Here is an 18,485-nt window from a genome sequence, read left to right on the forward strand (position 1 = left end):
TGTATGATTTAACCGCACAACACCGCAGCACGTGCCGGATCGAGGGCGATAAGTCCGGCGAGTAAACTTTCCATTTCACCGTATAAACGAGGTTTATCTGTATCCGCGCGGCTGGCTTTCATGCGCAGCAGTTTCAGACGGCGGGCTTTCACTTCAAACAGCAGTTCGGGTTCCCATTGCGCGAGCGTCAGCAGGGCTCCGTTGCCATCCAGTTCACCGAGAAGATGCAGCGCCATATCGTTCTTGCCGTACTGTTCGGCGACGCGTGCCATCAACAGGCGGATTAGCCATTGATGACGTGGTGTTCGGGTGCCGGGGCGGTTTTGCAGCCAGTTCAGTGCCGCTTCGATCCCATCGCTGTCGGCCTGAGCCAGTGCTTCCGGCTCCAGTTGCAGAATGTCGTCATCACCTGCTGCATTGGCAGAAGCTGAAGGTTCGTTACTCCAGTTTTCAGACGAGGTCATCACCTGCTGGTGAATCCAGTTCACCGTGACTTCATCGGCGAATGGAGTGCCGTCGCTGAAAGCCAGCCCTTCGAGGCCCGGTAGTCGGGTTAACAAGCCGTTCAGGTCCTGTTGAATAATGTCTGCCCAGCGTTCATAAGGCGCGCCGGCTTTCAGCAACGCCTGATGGGTATACCACTGTAAATCCAGCCAGAGATGGTTCACGCCCTGTGAGAAAAGGCTGTCGGCTTGTTCTAACAACTCCAGCCAGCTTTGTTGCAGATAAAGACGTTTGAGCAGCGCACGGTTTTCCGGTTTTGGCGGAGCGAGTCGGGTGCGCGAATCGGCAGCCAGCGGTGGCAATTCATGCAACGTATCCAGACGAATGCTTTTCATCAGGTGATGGCCTGAGAGCCAGCCGTCTGGCTGGTCGCGCAGGTATTTCGCCAGAAGTTTGGCCTGTTCAAGTAAATCGCGTCCGGAAGAGACAGGTTTAAGCGTGGGTGAGTCTGCTGACGTGTTTCCCGTCGGATAGCTTGCCGAAGTGCTGTTTTGCGGGACAACGGCGTCAAAGCCACCGGACTGCGCGAGACGGTTTTCCAGCACAGCGTATAGTGCACCCAACTGCGGTCTGGAAGACTCTTCCCAAGTGCTTAACCTCTGTTCGATGAGTGTCAGCGCGCCCACGATGCGGGAAAAATCAGCGCTGTTAACCTCCGGGAACAGTGACAAGCTATCCAGAACGCGCGATCCCGAAAGCCATTCAAGTGCCGTTTTTCGGCTGTTTGCGCGCTGTGGGTGCAGGGTTTCACCAAAACGGGTAATCAGCCCGGCCAGCAGGGAAAGTGCGTCCGCCAGCCCGGTTTCGCCGTCGCGATGCAGGCGTGCCCAGATGTAGTAAGTGGCAACGCGCACATCTTTGCAGTGCGACGTGAGCAGTTTTTCGGCCAGTTCACAGGTCAGTGTGGTATCTGCGCCAGAGAGTTTATTGACTTCTTCACGCATCTGCTGGAAGTCATCATCGTAGCCGGGGTCTTCGCCAGCAGGCATTTCTGTGGTTACCGGCTGAAGCCAGTTTTCCCAAAGAGCGGTCTGTTGTTGTGCCTTCTCAAGCAGTGACTCCGGGTTTGCAGAACAAGCGTTTTGCAATGTGATTAATGTGGCCATTACTGTTCCTCAGCGATTGCGTCGGGATCAAAAGGTTTTTCAGCCGGTTCCAGCGCTACCGCCTTTACCTGAAAAATTTGTGGAGGCAGTTTGAAGTTACGCAGTTTCAGCAAGGCCAGCGGGCCTTCTCCGGCTTCGGTGCGCAAGGTGTAATTTAATGGCCTGCCATCGGGTGCTTTCCAGGTAATGTTAAAACTACTGCTCACACCCTGATATGGCGTAACAGACGCTTTATCGAGCAGGCGGATTAACCCCCATGCACCCGGCAGGTCAGCAAACTGGCGTGTCCCTGCCTGCGTACTGATCCAGCTCAGACTGGCGCCCGGCGCTTCGGTATCATTTGGCCAGGTGAAGCGTTTCCATACGGGCAGTTGGTTGTAATAACTGAGCTTCTGGTTATCGATAACCAAATCCGTTTGCATGACATCTTTGGCTGTGCCGGGACGCAACTCAAAGTGCATACCCGCTTCACCGTTGGTGAACACCACATCAGACAGGGAGCTCAGCGTATCCATGGCATCCAGGAATGTCTGGCTGAAGCTCAGACCCTGCGCATTGATGCTGTCCGGAACCCAATGACTTCCTTCTTTATGCAGAACACCGTTCAGGCGGGTTTGCAGGAAGAGGGCAATGCGCCCGCTGTCGTTGTTGAGGTAGCGTGCCATCAGCGGCAGTGAGACTTCACTGCCGGTATCTTTTAACGGGTAGCGACTTCCAAATGCACTGTTCCAGTCATTGACAATCGCCGTCTGCCATTGTGCGTTCAGGCTCTCAGCGGCCGGTGCCAGAACCTGTTGCCACGCCTGTTCCATGGGTTGAACAAATATCGTTTGTCCGAACCCGCTCCATTCCTGACCCAGACTTGCCGCCACCAGACTGCCGTAATCACGTGTTTCAGTCAGATCCACGGCTTTGCCCTGGAATACGGTCTGCGCTAGGGTTTGCGTCATAGCCTGCGGGTCGGCGGCATTAACGACCTGCTGGAGTTTCAGGCGAACCTGCGTGACACGGGTCAGGAAAGTTTGCAGACTCAGAGTGGTATTCCCACCTGACTTACTGTCTGTCAGGGCAATCACCGGGCCGAAAGTCGCATCAAGTGGCCCACGCGCACCAGCCTGCTGATCGATAACCGGTTGTTCATCGCGGTTTAACAGATTTTTGGCCGATTTCACCAGTGAGTCTGAGAGCGCCTCATTGGTTTGCCCGGTTTTGCCCTGAATGCTCAGGGTATTCATTAACGCCACCAGCGGTGACTGACGCACGTCCGCCATCAGGGTCAGTTGATCGATAGCATCTGATAATGTTTGCGCCGGTTGCCAGTGCAGACTGTTCAGGAAGTCCAGCCAGCTGGAAGAGAAATCTGCGAAGTAACGTTCTTTCAACCGCGCCTGCAGAGCTTCCGGAGAGTTCTGCTCCAGCACAGCCGTTTTGCTGTCACTCAGAACCCAGTCCATTTCTTCACGGCGGTCACTGACCACTTTTTCAATTGCCGGTTTTACCGATTCTTCCCAGGCTTTGCGGGTGAACATACCCGGCACAACTTCTTCGGTGGTGAAAATACGTGATGAATCGGTGTCGCCGGTCATATCTGACAGGCTCATGTCGGCATACTGATGCGCAACCTGACTCAGCATCTTCTGATAAAGCGACGATTCGCTGTTGCGCGCGCCCATCATGCGGATCAGAAGGGTGCGCGCCTGATTAACCAAATTTTCATCGGGCGTCAGACGCCAGCTGGGATGTCGGGGAAGATTACGGGCATAAAAATTGAGCAGGGCGGGCCCGTTGCCTTGCCAGACGCCATCGGGTACGCCGGTACGTTGCGGCCAGTCACTCAGCAACGTTTTGCTAAACCATGCAGCATCCATTTTTTCGGGGCGTACCAGCATCAGATACATTTTCAACTGGTCATAAGCCGGGCGCATCAGTTTTTCGCGCAGCGGGGAATTTGGTGGAAGCTGTGTCAGGGTCTCAAGCTGCGCCGAGAGATGCTGCGCGGTGGCATCGCGCAGCAAAGGCAGAGCGCTTGCGCCGTAGTGCGGCCAGAGTGCTGCCAGTAACGTATCATTCTGGCTCATACCAAAGCGGTTATACCAGGGCGTACCGTTGATTTGGCGGAACTGGAGTCTGTCCAGCGTATGTTGTAAATCAAGCTGAGACTGAAGGCGTGCAGGAAGAGGTTGCTCTGTATTTGCCGCCAGTTTCACTTGTGATTCACTGGTATTGATGGTGTTGCGATTGACCATAAAAGCCATCACCATTCCGGCCCCCCACAACACCATCGCGCCGGTTGTGACTATCGCCAGCAATCTACCCCAGGCAAATCCCAGTTTTTTTGGGGCAAGACCTGCAGGCAGTGAAAGCAATGAGCCAATCAACAAATCCCAGCGGTTATCCTTCGCCCAATGGTGTTTCACCGAACGCTTCGCATCGACTGACGCAGGGCTGAACATCACACCGGTCAGCGGAGAAGGGCGGTACGGATTTAACAGTGCGGCCAGCGGCCCGGCGATTGACTCCGGCAGATGTGTTAACTGGTCTGCCAGTTGTAATAAAAAGGAATGACTGATTTTTGCGCCAACCTGCTGCGTACCTTGTTCAATCAGGACAGGGATCAGCCCGGCAAGCTGAGTGCTTAATTCATCGGGCTTGCATCCGGCAGGGAGCAAACACCCCACGGGCTGCGTGATGCGGTCTTCCTGATCTTTTATGCTGGAATACAGTGACCATACGTACAGCGGCAACCGCCAGCCCAAAAGTTCGAAGCGGGCTGAGAAGGCTTTTGCAACGCTGTCCATCATATCCGCAGATAACGTATTTTTGTTTTCAGGCACACCGACAGTTGTAGTTCGAGCCAGCGCAGATGTCACCCAGACTACGCCATCCAGCGGACGGCGGCGGATACTCCGCAACGCGCTGAGCCACGCTGAATCTGCCTGTGCACCTAAATCACCGCCCCACAGCAATACGGTGCCGCTGTCTTCCTGCCAGTACTGTGACGTCAGGCCGGGAGTGAGTAGCTCCACATCAGCCGCACTACCAGTGAGCAGTAAAATACGGACTTTACGGAACCAGAAGCGTCCGTAAGTTTGGCGTAATGCCTGACGGATTTCAGTCACGGTGACATGGCGCGGTGGGGTTTGTTCAACCCTTGCTTCTTGCTCAGGATATTCCTGCGCTTCTCGTCCCTTTTGTTGGTGCTTTTTCTGACGAATAAAACTAACAAACTGAGGTGCAATCCGGAGCACTATAATAACGAGGACAGCCAGTAAACCCACCGTGATTTTCTGCGCACGGCTATCCAGGCCAATGTGGTTACCATAGTGCCAAATAAGCCAGCCTATTGCGCAGGCGATTGTGACCAACAAGGCAGCTCCGCTGCCTAATCGCCAAGGGTTACTGAACAATCTCATTATGACTCCCTGATAAAACTGTACTGATAAACCAGTGTTGCTCTGTACGTGCGAACACCAGATAAGGTGATGAGTAATGAAGGGCTAAATCAAGCCCTAGCCCGGCGGTCAGCCAGGCAGAGGAAGGACCAGGAATACCGGTAAACCGTTCCTGAACCAAAATAGTATCCGTTGTAAGTGGTGTGCCAAAGGTTTCCGCCACGGGGAGAAGCTGTGAGGTGAGGTTGGTCAACTCCACACTGTCTCCGATGAGCCCTAATGCTTTTTGCGACAACACTTGTGTCTCCATAAACAGCGATAAATCTGGCTGAATGGATTTGGCTTCTGTAGTCATGGGTCGTAAGAGGCGCCCTTTTAACGACAACAGGTACTTTTGAGCCACGTCATCGGTCGTCAGGAGAAAAATACCCAGCCCGTCGGAATACATCTCCTTGCCGTGCTGCTGCAAAATTACCAACAGGTCTGCTGATTCCCCCCCCTCTTTTAATCTGTCATCGAGAGTGCCGTAGGATAATGATGTCCTGACATTGATGTTCTCGGGGGCAGGGCGTTCTTTCAACAGGGATCTCCAACTCGCCGCAAACGCCTGAAGTTGCTGCTGCTGAATCTTCTCTGTGGCGTCAGTTAAAAGAGTGATATTCAGCTTAAGTTCTGGCGGCAGCACCTCCAGCGCAGGGGCGATGCTTTGGAGTAAAACTGATATTTCATCTTGATCAGGCAGATAACAAATACGCCTTGTCAGAGAGTATTGCGGTGGGAAATTTTTAGGGACATTAGCTATAAATGAAGATGTTATTTTATCCGGCAGTAAAATCGTGTGTGCAATGACGGCGATATAACGCTCCGCCCAGTTTTGCCATTGCTTCTGAGCATTTTGTGATTCTGCATTCAAAAATTGGTTTTCGTTTAAAGCCCGTCCATATAAAAAGCTACATAGGCATAAAGAAATTACCCAGAAGACGATTGGTACACTGGTTATGACCCAAATATTTATTTGTTGCAGAAAATAAAGTTTTTCTGATGCATGCAGTACAAATAACAATATGCTGAAGACGATGGAAAAAATAGCCGCCAAAAACCAACTCTTTATCAAAAGAGGCTTAGGGGGATCCGGGATAATGTTTTTCTTACGTTCCCAAACCATATTTTATCCTATAGCGCAATCAGGTGAGCTGGAGATGACCTGGCATCCACACTGACACCGACAGCCATTAACAACAATTGCCTTGCCATCAGACATCCATTCCGGAGACCCTTCGATAATGGCGTTGATACCATGGAATGGTATAGGGCAACTTATTTTATCACCCAACAACGCCACCTTTTTTCCATTGACGAGCATCGTTGACGTTGCAGATATAACCTGCCCGCCGTGGGTTGTCTTATCGCCGAGTAATACGAAACCTTTAGACATAGGTACTCCAGTAAAATGTGGGCTGTGTTTGTTTTAGAAGCGGACGTCAGATTTATGTAGGGAATGAAAAATCCACAAGGTATGTGCGAGATTTGTCCTTGGAAATATTTATTGCTGTAATTGATTGTGTACCTAAAAGAGAATTATGGTAGTTGAAAAATGATATTAATGAAGGTATTTGTCAGGCAATGATTGTGCATTAATGACGCAACAGAAAGTTATTCCGGGAGAAAATCCTCGCTTTGCAATTTCATAGGGATTATTCCCGGTATCAGCTGCTCTTGCTTTATCAAAATTCCCATTATATTTATCCCACAATCCAGGTGGAACGCCTTTCAGCAATGGTTCTTTCCCTGTCCTAAACATTGTTGTTGCAGTGGGTGCCGCATCATCAGCCCTGTTGTCATCTGGCGGCATTCCCCTGAGCGATTTTTCAGTTCCTTCATCGGGCCCGGTTGGGTTATTTTTCGGGCTGTGCTGATAATAGCTTTTACTGTACCAGTCCCGCATCCACTCCTGTCCGTTTGTCCCCATATCGAATAATCCTAGGGGTGTGGCAGGAAATTGGCCAACGGGCAAAAGTCCGGCACCTAAACCCGAGTAATTTTTTTGCTGTAGGTAAGAAGGGGCATTGACGCCCACTTTAAAATGGCCGTCATTAGTTCCATAATGAACATCTTGCCCGCGATTACGGGCAGCATATTCCCACTGTGTTTCAGTAGGTAAATCGAAAGGTAATCCCGTTTTATTACCGAGCCATTGGCAGTAATCTCTGCTTAGTTGCCAGTTGGCAGTCGCGGGGTTATTAGAGTCCCTTAGTTTCGGGTAATCACGTGAATATAGTTTTTTAATTTTAAGGTCAGGCAACCCCTTGTTTTTTGTAAAAAGGTCGTAGTCTTTATATGTTGTTTTATATTTGGAAATAAAATAACTATCGAGTGTGATGTTATGAACTGGAAAACTGGCACCCTCGTTGGCAAAGGTGCAAGGCTGCCCGTATTCTTTCAGGCATATATCTCCCATTTCAAAAGTGCCACCTTGCACAAAGACCATATTCTTCATAACTTGAGTGACGGCCTGATCACTTTTGTTGCAACCTGAAAGACAAACAGATAAGGCTGTCAAAATTGATATCCTGAAGATCATTTTTTCTTCCTTGCACCATTTCAGTTACTCAAATTATTTAAGATATTTCATCGGCAATGACTGCGCGTTGATTACGCAGCGGAAAGTTACATTCGGAATAAATCCTCGTTTTGCAATTTTATATGGGTCATTCTCTGTGTCTGCTGCTTTTGCTTTGGAATAGTCTTCATTATATTTTGATCCAAATTCCGGCGGTATGCCTTTTAATAACGGTTCTTTCCCCATTCGAAACATTGTTGTTGCCGTAGGAGCACTGTCATCTGCCCTATCATCTTCGGTTGGCATTCCTCTAAGCGATTTTTCTGTGCCATTTTCTGGCCCTACTGGATTGTGCTGTGGGCTATGCTGGTAGTATGTCTTACTGTACCAATCGCTCATCCATTCAGGGCCATTGGTCCCCATATCAAATAATCCTAGTGGGGTAGCGGGATATTTTCCTACGGGTAAGAGCCCTTCTCCCACTCCTGAATAACTTTCTTGTTGTTCATAAGACGGAGCATTAATGCCCACTCTGAAATGTCCATCGTTTGTTCCGTAGTGAACATCCTGACCCCGATTACGGGCAGCATATTCCCATTGTGCTTCGGTAGGTAAATTGAAGGGCAACCCTGTTTTATCACCGAGCCATTGGCAGTAATCTCTGCTCAGTTGCCAGTTTGCCGTTGCAGGTAAGTCTGGGCTTCTTAATTTTGGATAGTCTTCTTGAAAACCAGCATCCATTTTTAAGTCAGGTAGACCTGTATTACGCGTATATCGTTCGTAGTCTTTGTATGTCACTTTATATTTAGCAATATAAAAGCTATCCACCGTTACGGTATGTACCGGAAAACTTGCACCTTCGTTGGCAAAGGTGCAAGGCTGCCCATATTTTTTCAGGCAGGTATCACCCATTTCAAAGGTGCCACCTTGCACAAAGACCATATTCTTCATAACTTGAGTGAGGGCCTGATCACTTTTGTCACAACCTGAAAGGCAAACAGATACGGCAATGAAAACTAATATCCTGAAGTTCATTTATTCCTTCCTTGCGTCATTTCAGCTGCTCAAATTATTTAAGATATTTCGCCGGCAATGACTGCGCGTTGATTACGCAACGGAAAGTTTCTCCAGGGGAGAAACCACGTTTAGCAATCTTATAAGGGTCATTTTCTGTATCGGCAGCTGCTGCTTTTTCAAAGTCCCCATTATATTTATCCCACAGGTCTGGAGGAAAATCCTTTAACAGTGGTTCTTTGCCCATTCTAAACATAGTCGTTGCTGTCGGCGCAGCATCATCTGAGCGACTGTCTTCTGCAGGCATTCCCCTAAGCGACTTTTCTGTACCGTCTTCAGGTCCGGTTGGATTATTTTGTTCACTATGCTGATAATAGGTTTTACTGTACCAGTCACGCATCCATTCCTGACCATTAGTCCCCATATCAAATAGCCCTAATGGGGAAGGGGGATATTGGCCAACTGGTAGGAGTCCAGCTCCTAAACCAGAAAATTTTTTTTGCTGCTGGTAAGAAGGGGCGTTAATACCTACCTTAAAATGACCATCATTAGTTCCATAATGAACGTCCTGGCCACGATTGCGGGCTGCATATTCCCACTGTGCTTCAGTCGGTAAATCGAATGGTAATCCTGTTTTCTCACCAAGCCATTTGCAATAATCCTTGCCCAGTTGCCAGTTTGCTGTAGCTGGATTATTACTATTTCTAAGCTTTGGATATGACTTCAGTAAAATTTTATCTATTTTTAAGCTGGCTAAGTATTTATTACTTGTATAGAAGTCATAGTCTTTGTAGGTGACTTTATATTTCGCTATGTAAAAACTATCTACGGTGACTGTGTGTACAGGAAAACTGGCACCTTCATTGGCAAAGGTACAAGGTTGCCCGTATTCTTTCAGGCATATATCTCCCATTTCAAAAGTGCCTCCTTGTACAAAAGCCATATTCTTCATAGCTTGAATGATGGCCTGATCACTTTTGTCGCAACCTGTTAGCGCCAAAACGCTGAAGCATAGTGCGATTTTTTTTGATTTTTTCATAGGTAGCCCATTTTATTTAAATCAATCTTTCACTTGCGTCGTAATAATTTTTGTTTAAAGGGTTTTTGAATAGCGCGTAATCAAGTGAGTCATTCGATGTAATAGAAAAACCTGGCATAGGTAGTTCGCTTAATGAATTATAAATTTTTTCGAAAGCAGCTCCATATCCGCAACAGTCAACTTTCGTGCCAGACATCCAGTTATCTCCAGCGTTTGTTGAATAATTTTTTTCAGGAATATCTAAAAGATTATGTGTCCTAATTCGGCACTTATTTACGTTCTCGGGGAACAGTTCAGGATAAATGAAGTTAAAAATACACTCTTCAAAATATGATTAATATAGTATTGAATTAATTACTTTTCCCGAGGTGCTTAAAGTTATCATGTTAAGAATAAAATAATAAACCCCATGCCTAGCATGCTAATAGTTTTGCGGTATTAAAGACTCTAGACAATAATATAATGTTGCACATCTAAAATCACCATACACCATAAGGATATTTTTTGTTTTTGATAAATTCAGAAGTTTCACCATAATACTTATATCCATTGGGATGCTTAGTTTTGTCCTTACAAAAAGTTAGATCCTTCCCGGATACAGTTGATATCTTAGGAGTTGTAAGTAATAGATCTTGCTTTCCGTTATCCTCAAGCCAAACACGAGCCTTTCCCTCCGGCGCTAGACTAATAATCATATAGCGATGATAATAATTTTTACTCTTATCACTCCATTCAGGTTCAGGTGTAATCATTTTTAACCACGTATCGCTATAAAATGTAATTTTTGTTTCGTATGTTTTTTTATCAATAACAGAGTCCCAGCAGAAACGAATATACTGTGGCGGGTTTTTAGCTTTATTAAAAGCTGGTGTTCCATAGCCATTGCGTTCATTCCATTTACCAATGCTTTCACCTTGCGGCCAATCAAGCGTTTCAAAATGATAAGCTATGCCATCTGTGTCAAGTAATTCTAAGTAAGTAGGAAGGGCAGGTAAAGATCTAGGTATAATAAAACTAAAATACCACTCCTTATAAGGTGATAAGTAATCAGTATCACTTTTTTGTGATTTTTTAAGATTAAGTGATGATTTATGTTCATCACAACCGCATAAAATCGTGCATACACAGATAATTACTTTAAGGTAACTTGTAACTTTCATAGGGCAACTCCTTGCATATTATACATGGCGCGCTGCCAGTGTTTAGCTGGTCTGTTTGTAAACTGGATAGTAAGAGCATATCCTTTATCAATAGTATTTCCTTTTTCATCAACAGCAACACTATCCCAACAAGCAGAGCAATGAATATACCTCCCGAGAATTTCGATTTCACTTGTAGTAAACTGAGTTGCCACTCCTCCACTACGTATCGCTTGACCTTGCTGTATAGCCTTTTGTGTCAAACTTTCAAGTTCAGGGGGTATTGCCATATCAGGATTTTCTTTATCTATTTCTTGAAGTAATACGCCAGCCTCTTTTGCAGCATCGTACATTACATACAATATTGCTTTGGACCAATCATTAGTTATGGATCGTTTAATATATCCTGCCGCTCCCAAGCGAACAGACATACCGGTTGCACTATCCCGGCGCCCAAACCAATGCTTGACCCCAATTTCATTTGTAGTTTTGATAATAGGGGCAATGCTTGGATAACGTTCTAGTTTGTTTAATTCTTTTTTGGCTCGACGGTATACAGCTGAGTTTTCAATATCGACTTCTCCCATGAATGATATTGTGTCAAAGTCTGGTTCGGTAACATATAAATTCTCATATTCCTCTGGATTATAACCACCACCAATATCAGAATGGACTCCAGGAAGCATCAGTTCTGGCCAAGTTTCTTTGATGCTATTCAAGCTAAAATTATAACGGCTTTCGTGCATAGCTGTGATTTGAAATACTCTTTCAGCTATTTCACCTGGAAGATTTAGCATAACATCTTGATTATCTGGGCCATGTGGGTCTAATGCATCAGAAAGACCGCCAATTGCAGCCACAGTATCAAATAACCCTAGAAAACGAGTTTCACCCGCAGGCCTACCATGATGATTTATGGCAGAAAGCCCATCATCAATGGCATCAATCAGTGCTCTCTCTTGTAATAAAACTCGATTTGAAAAATGGCGGGCAGCGGCAGCTCCACGGCTAAATCCAAAAATATCGTACCGAATTTTCTCGATTGCAAAATGCGTGTCTTTATTCGAGTTAATGAAGTTTCGAATTTCATTTTGCATCAATTCTATTGCGTCATCTGTTTTGCCAATAACCCCTGTTTTGTCGGTACCAATACCTAGCCCCAAAGCAGAATCTGAATCTCCTGATGTAGTCCCAATACCCGAAATATACACTGCAATCTGAGCCTCTAAATCTTGCTCGGCGACTCCTCTGTCTTTTTTATACAGCAAATGTAACCAATGTACATTTGTATAGTACCCCATGTAACTATCTGTAATGAAACCATCGACACCTTTTTTTTTGAGACATACTTCATTAAAAGATGCGGCATCTTTATCACTGATATTAAAATCAGAAGGTTTACAGTTATTTAATCTAAAGTTGATGTTATCTACGTTATTTCCTGTCCCATCAAAAAATATTCCAATAGTTAGCGTAATACTTTTCACTGGTACTTTTTTTACAACAACTGTTTGTGGAGTTTGTGAATTACTCGTCTGGTGGTCTTGGCCAGAAATAATTTGATATTTGTGATACTCAGCCATTCGGATATTCCTAATTAATCTGGTGGTTAATTTATTGTTAACTTTTTACCGAACTAAGTATTTCAATAATAAGAGATGAAGGCGATACAGTGTTAACGGGTAACGTGTTACCTTTTTCATCCGTAAAACCGGTGTATATATCTCCTTCTGCGGTTGTTATCTTATACTTAGTTTTAGACATGATTTTGCCGTCTTCGTCAGTAAGACTGTAGCTACCACTGAAACCTTTTGGCAATTCAGGGGGGGGGAATTGATACTCGCAGGGCCAGCCTTCTGTACATTGGCAGCTTTTAGCAGAATATTCTTCGGCGCTCCCAGCTCAATATTGCCATCGCTTATTTTTATGTAGGCACCACCGCAGGTAAGTACAAGTTCCTTCGAAGCTGCTACCGAAATTTGGCCTTCTACACTGGTGATACTGATATCCTTTTTCGCAAGGGCTTCAATATTGTCATCCTGTGCCTGAATATCTATTTTCCCTTTGGCCGCGATTAACTTCATCCCTGATTTGCTTGCCAGCAGGCTCAAGGTTTCCCCTGCGACGGCGGTAAAGCTTTTTCCAGCACTGATGTCAGTGTTGTTTCCCGACATTAACCCAATGCTTTCACCGCCCGAGGCCAGGCGAACGGCTTTCGGACTAACGATGCCGATACCTTGTGGCGCGTGTATCAGGATTCCGGCGGCTGTTAGCTGTTCAAGAGATTTATTAAGTGTTTCCTGACTGCTGGTATCCGCTTTTTCTGCTTTGGAAATTTCGGCGGCCTTTGACAGGCTTTGTGCCAGCGAAAGGGCGTTTTCCAGCTGAGCAATGGCGGCCTGCATATCCAGCATCTGATTGCTGACATCCGCCTCATCCGCGCTGATAAACAGACCTTTTGCTCCGCGAATGGCTCCCCATTCATCCGTGCGCAGCTCAAAACCTTCACCACGTTTTGCACGTCCAGAATCGACGTTATGTCCGAGGTTCAGCTGCGTCTTGCCGCCGTACTTGGTGCTGAGTTTGATGTGTTCTTCGCCGCGCTTGTCTTCCATCCGCAGTTTGTTATTTGCAGGCGTACGGATAACGTTTCGGGTGTTGTTATCTTCCGTCACATGATCTGTGTGGCGGGAATCGTGAAGGGCATGGGCGATATACGGGCGGTCAGGATCGCCGTCGTGGAAGGCAATGGCGACTTCCGTACCTTGTATCAAAGGAAAGTGGATGCCGTAGATGTCGCCGCCGTAAGGTTTGGCGAGGCGGACGGGCATGCTTTCTTGCCCCTGGATTTTATCGTCCTGGTCAGCATCGAATTTCACGCGATACAAACCCGACGTATCTTGCCAGGCATAGATATCGTTAGATTTTGCACTGGTGACGCGAGCCATCATGGTTCCGCTGACTTTTGGGCGCGGCTTTAGGGCAGGACGCCAGCAGAGAGTTTCGCTGTAGGGGACGGCGGCGAGGGTTACTACCAACGCATCTTTGCGGCTGGCGAAAAATCCTGTGCGTATCACCACCATCGGCAGAGACAATTGTTCAGGCAACGTGGACGGGATAGCGGTATCAATAACGGTGAGCACCTGGGCGGGGTGTAGCGCGAAGCCCGTGCTGCGGCCGGTGATCAATGTTTGCTGAGATAAAAAACGCTCATGGTCGAGTTGTGCCACGAAGTTACCGGTTTCGGCGTCCGGATCGGTCTTCGAGCCGGTATCCAGATGGCGGGGTTTATAGTGATATACGTCTCCATAATTGATCCCTTCATCGTCGCCACGCGTTGCATCAGCTTTAGCTGATTGCAGTATTTTTTGCGCTTCGCGGTAGTTGTAGTCCTTGGCGGTGACGCTGGCCTGCACTACATTCTGCTGTATGTTCAGCCCCCAGACCGACTCTGCTCCGCTGTCGCTCATGCCCGACGGGCTGTTAAGCGGCAGCGTTTTACCAAACTCATAAGCGCTTTGCTTGTCGGCGAAGTGGATCACTTCGGTTTGCGTATCAGGTTGCAGGCTGAAGAAATAGAAAATCCCCACTTCGGAAAGCAGGCGCTCGATAAAGGCCAGATCACTTTCCTGATACTGGTTTATCTGCTCGCGCTTTGGATAAGTTTGCTTGAGGTTAAACTCATATTCCCAGCCTTTAAGGCCATGTTCCTGAAGCACCTGTTCAACGACGTCCTGCACGGATTTATTGACGAAGAAGCGGTGGGTGCGGAACTGTTTGTCCAGAAGTGCCAGGAAAGGTTTAACAATAATTTCATACCGAACCTGATCGCGGGATCCTGCAAGGCGCTGAAAGCTGGTGACCACGCCGTGTACCACTTTCCCTTCGGTCGGGCTGAACAGATCACCAATTCCCATGCTCAGGGTGGCGGGTTTATTCAGTAACATTTCCGGGGTAAGGTCAGGATGAAGTGTTGTGAATTTAATCGTGTAATGATAAAGCTCACTTATTTGCTCCAGCCCGTCAAAACTCTCTACGTCCAGAAGATGAGGGCAGGATGGAATAGTCAGGGTATAGCGGTTAAGCGTGGTTCCAGTCATTTTGAAATCCTTTTTTCTTTATTATTTCCTGCATTCTAGAATTACATTTTATTTGTAGAATGAATAAGCATTGAGTAATAGAGGCGACTAGTAATAGTCATCCCACCTGTTACGACAGGCGGTAGATCCAATAACCAATACAAGCTAACAGAAGTCCTGCTCCTCCAAGTAAAATCGGTTTACGTTATCGAAAACAAAAAAGTACCAAACAGAAATAGCCACACCTATAGTGCCAAATGTTGAGCCGAGGGTGCAGGCAAAGTATGAAGCAATGACCAGTGCCATTATTTTTATATTCATAATCCCTCCAAAAAATACCCGCATATTTTATTAAACTCTGCTGGATTCTGTTCCACCACTTCCGGAACTGATTTATTGAGGAAGAATCGATGTGAACGCTTCTGATTACCTAAAAGTGCAAAGAAAGGTTCAAGAGTAATTTGAAAATGCGCTTCGTCAGCAGAACCAGACTGGCGGGAAAAGTGGGTCACTACACCATGAATGACCTTGTGTACCTGAGGTACTGAAATGCCCGGAAGTAAAGTCCCGGTCGTCTAAATAGTGAGCGTGGTACTGCCTTTTAACATTGCTGGTACACTGATATCTTTGTCACTACTCGTGAAGTCGATCTTATAGCGATAGCCGGAACTTACATTTTCCTGCCCGTTAAATGATTCTACATCCAGATAGGCATCACAACCCTGAACATCGATACAGTAGCGGTTTAAACATTGCTACCTTCGCCTTCCATATGTCATTGCTTCCCTGCAGCAGGGGCATATTAATGACGTTGTAATTGGGTTCTGCAATAACGGAACCGTCGACTCAGCTGATTCTTTTTTTCAGGCATTTATGAGAAATATACCTCACTTCCAGCGGGAAGGGTTTCGTGTATTGAGAAGGGTTTTTGACTTCCACGTTAACCCATTGGGTATCGGATGATTGAGATAGCGTCTTATCTGTTGCTCTGGCACAACTACTTAAAATGAATGCAGAGATACAGATTGTCAGTATGTTTGCTTGTTTAAACATAGGTCACTTCTCGAGTTTTTTTATATCTGGATGAGTTGAACCATCAGAAATGACCGTACCATCAGGATAAATTATTTTATAGAAAGCCCCGATTTTATATTCTTTAGGCGCAACCATCCTGACTATTTTTGATTCGTCAATTTTAGGACTATAGTTCACGCTTATAGATTTAGAAATACGGTTAATCCTTTTTTGTAAGAAATCTTCTTCGCCAAATAAATTTAATGTGGTGTTTTTATTTATACGGTTATTTACTTCAATTAAAGGGTAATATTTAGGTTCAAGACTTAAATCTCCTTGAGAAAAACTAAATTGCCCATTTCGTGAAGCATCGTCATCAAAAGCAATTGTAGCGCCGACAGCTGTACCAGGTACCAGGTCTTTCCCCAGATGGGTGGCATCAATATATTCAATCCCTAAATTAAACGCACTTAATGTCCATTCGCAGGTACCACCACCGGTCATTGCTACCTTCGCTTTCCATATGTCATTGGTTCCTTGCAGCAGGGGCATATTAATGACGTTGTAATTGGGTTCTGTAATAACGGAACCGTCTACTCCGCTGATTCTTTTTTTCAGGCATTTATGAGAAATATACCTCACCTCCAGCGGGAAGGGTTTCTTGTATTGGGAAGGGTTTTTGACTTCCACGTTAACCCATTGGGTATCGGATGGTGGAGATAGCATCTTATCTGTTGCACTGGCACAACTACTTAAAATGAATGCAGAGATACAGATTGTCAGGATATTTGCTTTTTTATGCATTTTCGATTTCCTCTTCTCCATAACAGGCAAAGCGCTCGAGAATATCATTCCCATTTTTTATTGATAGCGTCGTCTCTAACGAGATATCCAGCATTTTTTCCAGATTCAGGAATTGTATGTTTCTTTTTGCTTCTTTCTCCGGCATTTGAAAGCCTTCTTCCTTCATCTGCTCTTCAAACTTTTTGACATTGTCTTTATGCTCAGTGAAATGTCTTTTCTTACTCAGGCCTTTATCATCGATTAGTTCAAGGAGTTTATTGTTTATATAGGGCATATAGGCTGTCATAAAATGGTCGCCAAACGTCAGGTCCGCTCCCCTGTCAGGGTTTTTTCCTTCAGGGAAGTACTTGGCTAAATCTTCTGGTTATAGTCTATAGAGTCATTGCGACGAAGGGGAATCCTGTCATAGGAAGATCACTTAATGAAGGATGTAAAGCTTCAAAAGCTTCACCAAAACCATCGCTGATCATAGTTACTTTACCTAAGTCGATGGTAGATGTATCTCCAAAATAAATGCGTATTGCGAGTTGCTTATGCTTTATCTTCCAGTCTGAATATTTTTTCTCACCTAAATTAAGAGAGCAATCTTGCAAGACGTTTTCATATTCTGATTTGGGCTTCACCTTCATGAGCCCAGTTATCATCACCTTCATTGGTAAAGGTACAAGTTTGCTCATATTTTTTAAGACAGTTATCACCCATTTCGAAGGTGCCCCCTGGATAAAATCCATGTTATTAATGATGCCTTGTGGTTCGGCTCTTTTTGGTCACAAACAAAAATAAGAAATAAACTTAGGGTTATGATTATTATTGTTCTGTAGGGCTAACGCGCATTCCTTCGCATTAACTGTTAGCGATACTTTTCTGGTAAGGATTGGGCGTTAATTACGCAACGGAAAGTTACATCAGGATAGAACCCTCGTTCAGCAATTTTATACGGGTCAGATTCTTTATCTGCAGCAGTTGCTTGGTCGAAATTACCGTGATACTTGGACCATAATCCAGGCGGGTTATCTTTCATAAGCGGTTCTCTTCCCGTTCTAAACATCGTAGTTGCTGTTGGTGTTGCATTATCTGATTTGCTGTCAGCAATTGGCATGCCTCTGAGCGATTTTTCTGTCCCGCTTTCTGGACCTGCTGGATTTATCTGCGGGCTATGCTGGTAGTAGGTCTTACTGTACCAATCCCGCATCCATTCCTGCCCGTTACCAGCCATATCATACAAACCCAGTTGAGTAGCTGGAAATTGGCCTACTGCGTATAGGCCTTGTGCAAATCCAGAATATTTTTTCTGTTGCTCGTACGAGGGGACATTTACTCCTAAGATGAACTGACCATCGTTTGTTCCGTAATGGACATCTCTGCCTCTATTTCGCGCAGCATATTCCCATTGCGCTTCAGTTGGTAAATCAAATGGTAATCCCGACTCTTTTGCAAGCCAATGACAATAGTCTGCGCTTAACTGCCAGTTGGCTGTAGCAGGGAAATTCTCGCCACGCAGTTTAGGATATTTGTCCAACCAATCTTCATCAATTTTCAACATGGGGAGGTCTTCGATTTTTGTATAAAAATCATAACTCTTATACGTTACTTTGTATTTTGAAATATAGAACCCATCAAGTGTGACAGTATGAACCGGAAAACTCGCATTTTCGTTAGCAAAGGTACAGGGTTGCCCATGTTCCTTGAGGCATATATCACCCATGTCAAAACTACCACCCTCGACAAAAATCATATTCTTCATGGTTTCTTTGAGGAATTGTTCTTTCTGATCACAGCCAATGAGAGATAAGATACTAATTATTAACAATGATGTTTTTCTACAGGTCATTAT

Annotated in this window: 15 protein-coding genes; all 15 read right to left on the bottom strand. The window is 45.7% G+C overall.

The window, feature by feature from the left end:
* Window positions 1–8: 8 nt before the first annotated feature.
* The 15 genes from tssA to M2403_RS19865 all read right to left on the bottom strand — a co-directional run bounded on the left by tssA (window position 9) and on the right by M2403_RS19865 (window position 18,482).
* Window positions 9–1,610 carry a type VI secretion system protein TssA gene (tssA, locus tag M2403_RS19800; RefSeq protein ID WP_259230630.1) on the bottom strand — a complete coding sequence of 534 codons (1,602 nt, stop codon included), beginning with the start codon at window positions 1,608–1,610 and terminating at the stop codon, window positions 9–11.
* Window positions 1,610–5,023, bottom strand: coding sequence for an ImcF-related family protein (locus M2403_RS19805; RefSeq protein WP_405047845.1), 3,414 nt, complete (start codon window positions 5,021–5,023; stop codon window positions 1,610–1,612). The genes tssA and M2403_RS19805 overlap by 1 nt, the downstream gene beginning before the upstream one ends.
* Window positions 5,007–6,167, bottom strand: coding sequence for a hypothetical protein (locus M2403_RS19810; RefSeq protein WP_259230633.1), 1,161 nt, complete (start codon window positions 6,165–6,167; stop codon window positions 5,007–5,009). The genes M2403_RS19805 and M2403_RS19810 overlap by 17 nt, the downstream gene beginning before the upstream one ends.
* Window positions 6,168–6,170: 3 nt before the next feature.
* Entirely contained in the window at window positions 6,171–6,437 is a 267-nt protein-coding gene (locus M2403_RS19815; protein WP_217152346.1) for a PAAR domain-containing protein, read from the bottom strand.
* Between the two features lie 165 nt (window positions 6,438–6,602).
* Window positions 6,603–7,583: a formylglycine-generating enzyme family protein gene (locus tag M2403_RS19820; protein ID WP_259230634.1), complete on the bottom strand. Its 981-nt coding sequence runs from the start codon at window positions 7,581–7,583 to the stop codon at window positions 6,603–6,605.
* A 33-nt stretch (window positions 7,584–7,616) separates the two neighbouring features.
* Window positions 7,617–8,597: a formylglycine-generating enzyme family protein gene (locus M2403_RS19825; protein WP_259230635.1), complete on the bottom strand. Its 981-nt coding sequence runs from the start codon at window positions 8,595–8,597 to the stop codon at window positions 7,617–7,619.
* 34 nt (window positions 8,598–8,631) lie between these two features.
* A complete protein-coding gene (locus M2403_RS19830; protein ID WP_259230636.1) occupies window positions 8,632–9,615 on the bottom strand; it encodes a formylglycine-generating enzyme family protein in 984 nt (327 codons plus the stop codon).
* A 479-nt stretch (window positions 9,616–10,094) separates the two neighbouring features.
* On the bottom strand, window positions 10,095–10,775 hold the full coding sequence (locus tag M2403_RS19835; RefSeq protein WP_259230637.1) for a DUF2931 family protein: 681 nt from the start codon (window positions 10,773–10,775) through the stop codon (window positions 10,095–10,097).
* Window positions 10,772–12,337, bottom strand: coding sequence for a DUF2235 domain-containing protein (locus tag M2403_RS19840; RefSeq protein ID WP_259230638.1), 1,566 nt, complete (start codon window positions 12,335–12,337; stop codon window positions 10,772–10,774). The genes M2403_RS19835 and M2403_RS19840 overlap by 4 nt, the downstream gene beginning before the upstream one ends.
* 156 nt (window positions 12,338–12,493) lie before the next feature.
* Window positions 12,494–14,854 (bottom strand): type VI secretion system Vgr family protein, encoded by a 2,361-nt coding sequence (locus M2403_RS19845; RefSeq protein ID WP_259230639.1) that lies wholly within the window; start codon window positions 14,852–14,854, stop codon window positions 12,494–12,496.
* 296 nt (window positions 14,855–15,150) lie between these two features.
* Window positions 15,151–15,384, bottom strand: a complete 234-nt coding sequence (locus M2403_RS24965; protein ID WP_405047849.1) for a contractile injection system protein, VgrG/Pvc8 family — start codon at window positions 15,382–15,384, stop codon at window positions 15,151–15,153.
* A gap of 505 nt (window positions 15,385–15,889) precedes the next feature.
* Window positions 15,890–16,651, bottom strand: a complete 762-nt coding sequence (locus M2403_RS19850) for a hypothetical protein (RefSeq protein ID WP_259230640.1) — start codon at window positions 16,649–16,651, stop codon at window positions 15,890–15,892.
* On the bottom strand, window positions 16,644–16,937 hold the full coding sequence (locus M2403_RS19855) for a hypothetical protein (protein WP_259230641.1): 294 nt from the start codon (window positions 16,935–16,937) through the stop codon (window positions 16,644–16,646). Before M2403_RS19855 ends, M2403_RS19850 begins: the two co-directional genes overlap by 8 nt.
* Window positions 16,938–17,022: 85 nt before the next feature.
* The gene (locus tag M2403_RS19860; RefSeq protein ID WP_259230642.1) at window positions 17,023–17,382 is read right to left on the bottom strand and encodes a hypothetical protein; all 360 of its coding nucleotides are present in this window, start codon (window positions 17,380–17,382) and stop codon (window positions 17,023–17,025) included.
* 119 nt (window positions 17,383–17,501) lie between these two features.
* The gene (locus tag M2403_RS19865) at window positions 17,502–18,482 is read right to left on the bottom strand and encodes a formylglycine-generating enzyme family protein (RefSeq protein WP_259230644.1); all 981 of its coding nucleotides are present in this window, start codon (window positions 18,480–18,482) and stop codon (window positions 17,502–17,504) included.
* Window positions 18,483–18,485: the final 3 nt, after the last annotated feature.

The sequence above is a fragment of the Rahnella sp. BIGb0603 genome, from assembly GCF_024808755.1.
GTDB lineage: Bacteria > Pseudomonadota > Gammaproteobacteria > Enterobacterales > Enterobacteriaceae > Rahnella > Rahnella contaminans.

What these genes read in the sequence shown, in the direction of transcription:
- M2403_RS19835 (WP_259230637.1), bottom strand. Translation starts at nt 10,775, where the DNA reads ATGAAAGTTACAAGTTACCTTAAAGTAATTATCTGTGTATGCACGATT.
- M2403_RS19805 (WP_405047845.1), bottom strand. Translation starts at nt 5,023, where the DNA reads ATGAGATTGTTCAGTAACCCTTGGCGATTAGGCAGCGGAGCTGCCTTG.
- M2403_RS19830 (WP_259230636.1), bottom strand. Translation starts at nt 9,615, where the DNA reads ATGAAAAAATCAAAAAAAATCGCACTATGCTTCAGCGTTTTGGCGCTA.
- M2403_RS19865 (WP_259230644.1), bottom strand. Translation starts at nt 18,482, where the DNA reads ATGACCTGTAGAAAAACATCATTGTTAATAATTAGTATCTTATCTCTC.
- M2403_RS19850 (WP_259230640.1), bottom strand. Translation starts at nt 16,651, where the DNA reads ATGCATAAAAAAGCAAATATCCTGACAATCTGTATCTCTGCATTCATT.
- M2403_RS19810 (WP_259230633.1), bottom strand. Translation starts at nt 6,167, where the DNA reads ATGGTTTGGGAACGTAAGAAAAACATTATCCCGGATCCCCCTAAGCCT.
- M2403_RS19860 (WP_259230642.1), bottom strand. Translation starts at nt 17,382, where the DNA reads ATGGATTTTATCCAGGGGGCACCTTCGAAATGGGTGATAACTGTCTTA.
- M2403_RS19840 (WP_259230638.1), bottom strand. Translation starts at nt 12,337, where the DNA reads ATGGCTGAGTATCACAAATATCAAATTATTTCTGGCCAAGACCACCAG.
- tssA (WP_259230630.1), bottom strand. Translation starts at nt 1,610, where the DNA reads ATGGCCACATTAATCACATTGCAAAACGCTTGTTCTGCAAACCCGGAG.
- M2403_RS19820 (WP_259230634.1), bottom strand. Translation starts at nt 7,583, where the DNA reads ATGATCTTCAGGATATCAATTTTGACAGCCTTATCTGTTTGTCTTTCA.
- M2403_RS19815 (WP_217152346.1), bottom strand. Translation starts at nt 6,437, where the DNA reads ATGTCTAAAGGTTTCGTATTACTCGGCGATAAGACAACCCACGGCGGG.
- M2403_RS19855 (WP_259230641.1), bottom strand. Translation starts at nt 16,937, where the DNA reads ATGACAGCCTATATGCCCTATATAAACAATAAACTCCTTGAACTAATC.
- M2403_RS19825 (WP_259230635.1), bottom strand. Translation starts at nt 8,597, where the DNA reads ATGAACTTCAGGATATTAGTTTTCATTGCCGTATCTGTTTGCCTTTCA.
- M2403_RS19845 (WP_259230639.1), bottom strand. Translation starts at nt 14,854, where the DNA reads ATGACTGGAACCACGCTTAACCGCTATACCCTGACTATTCCATCCTGC.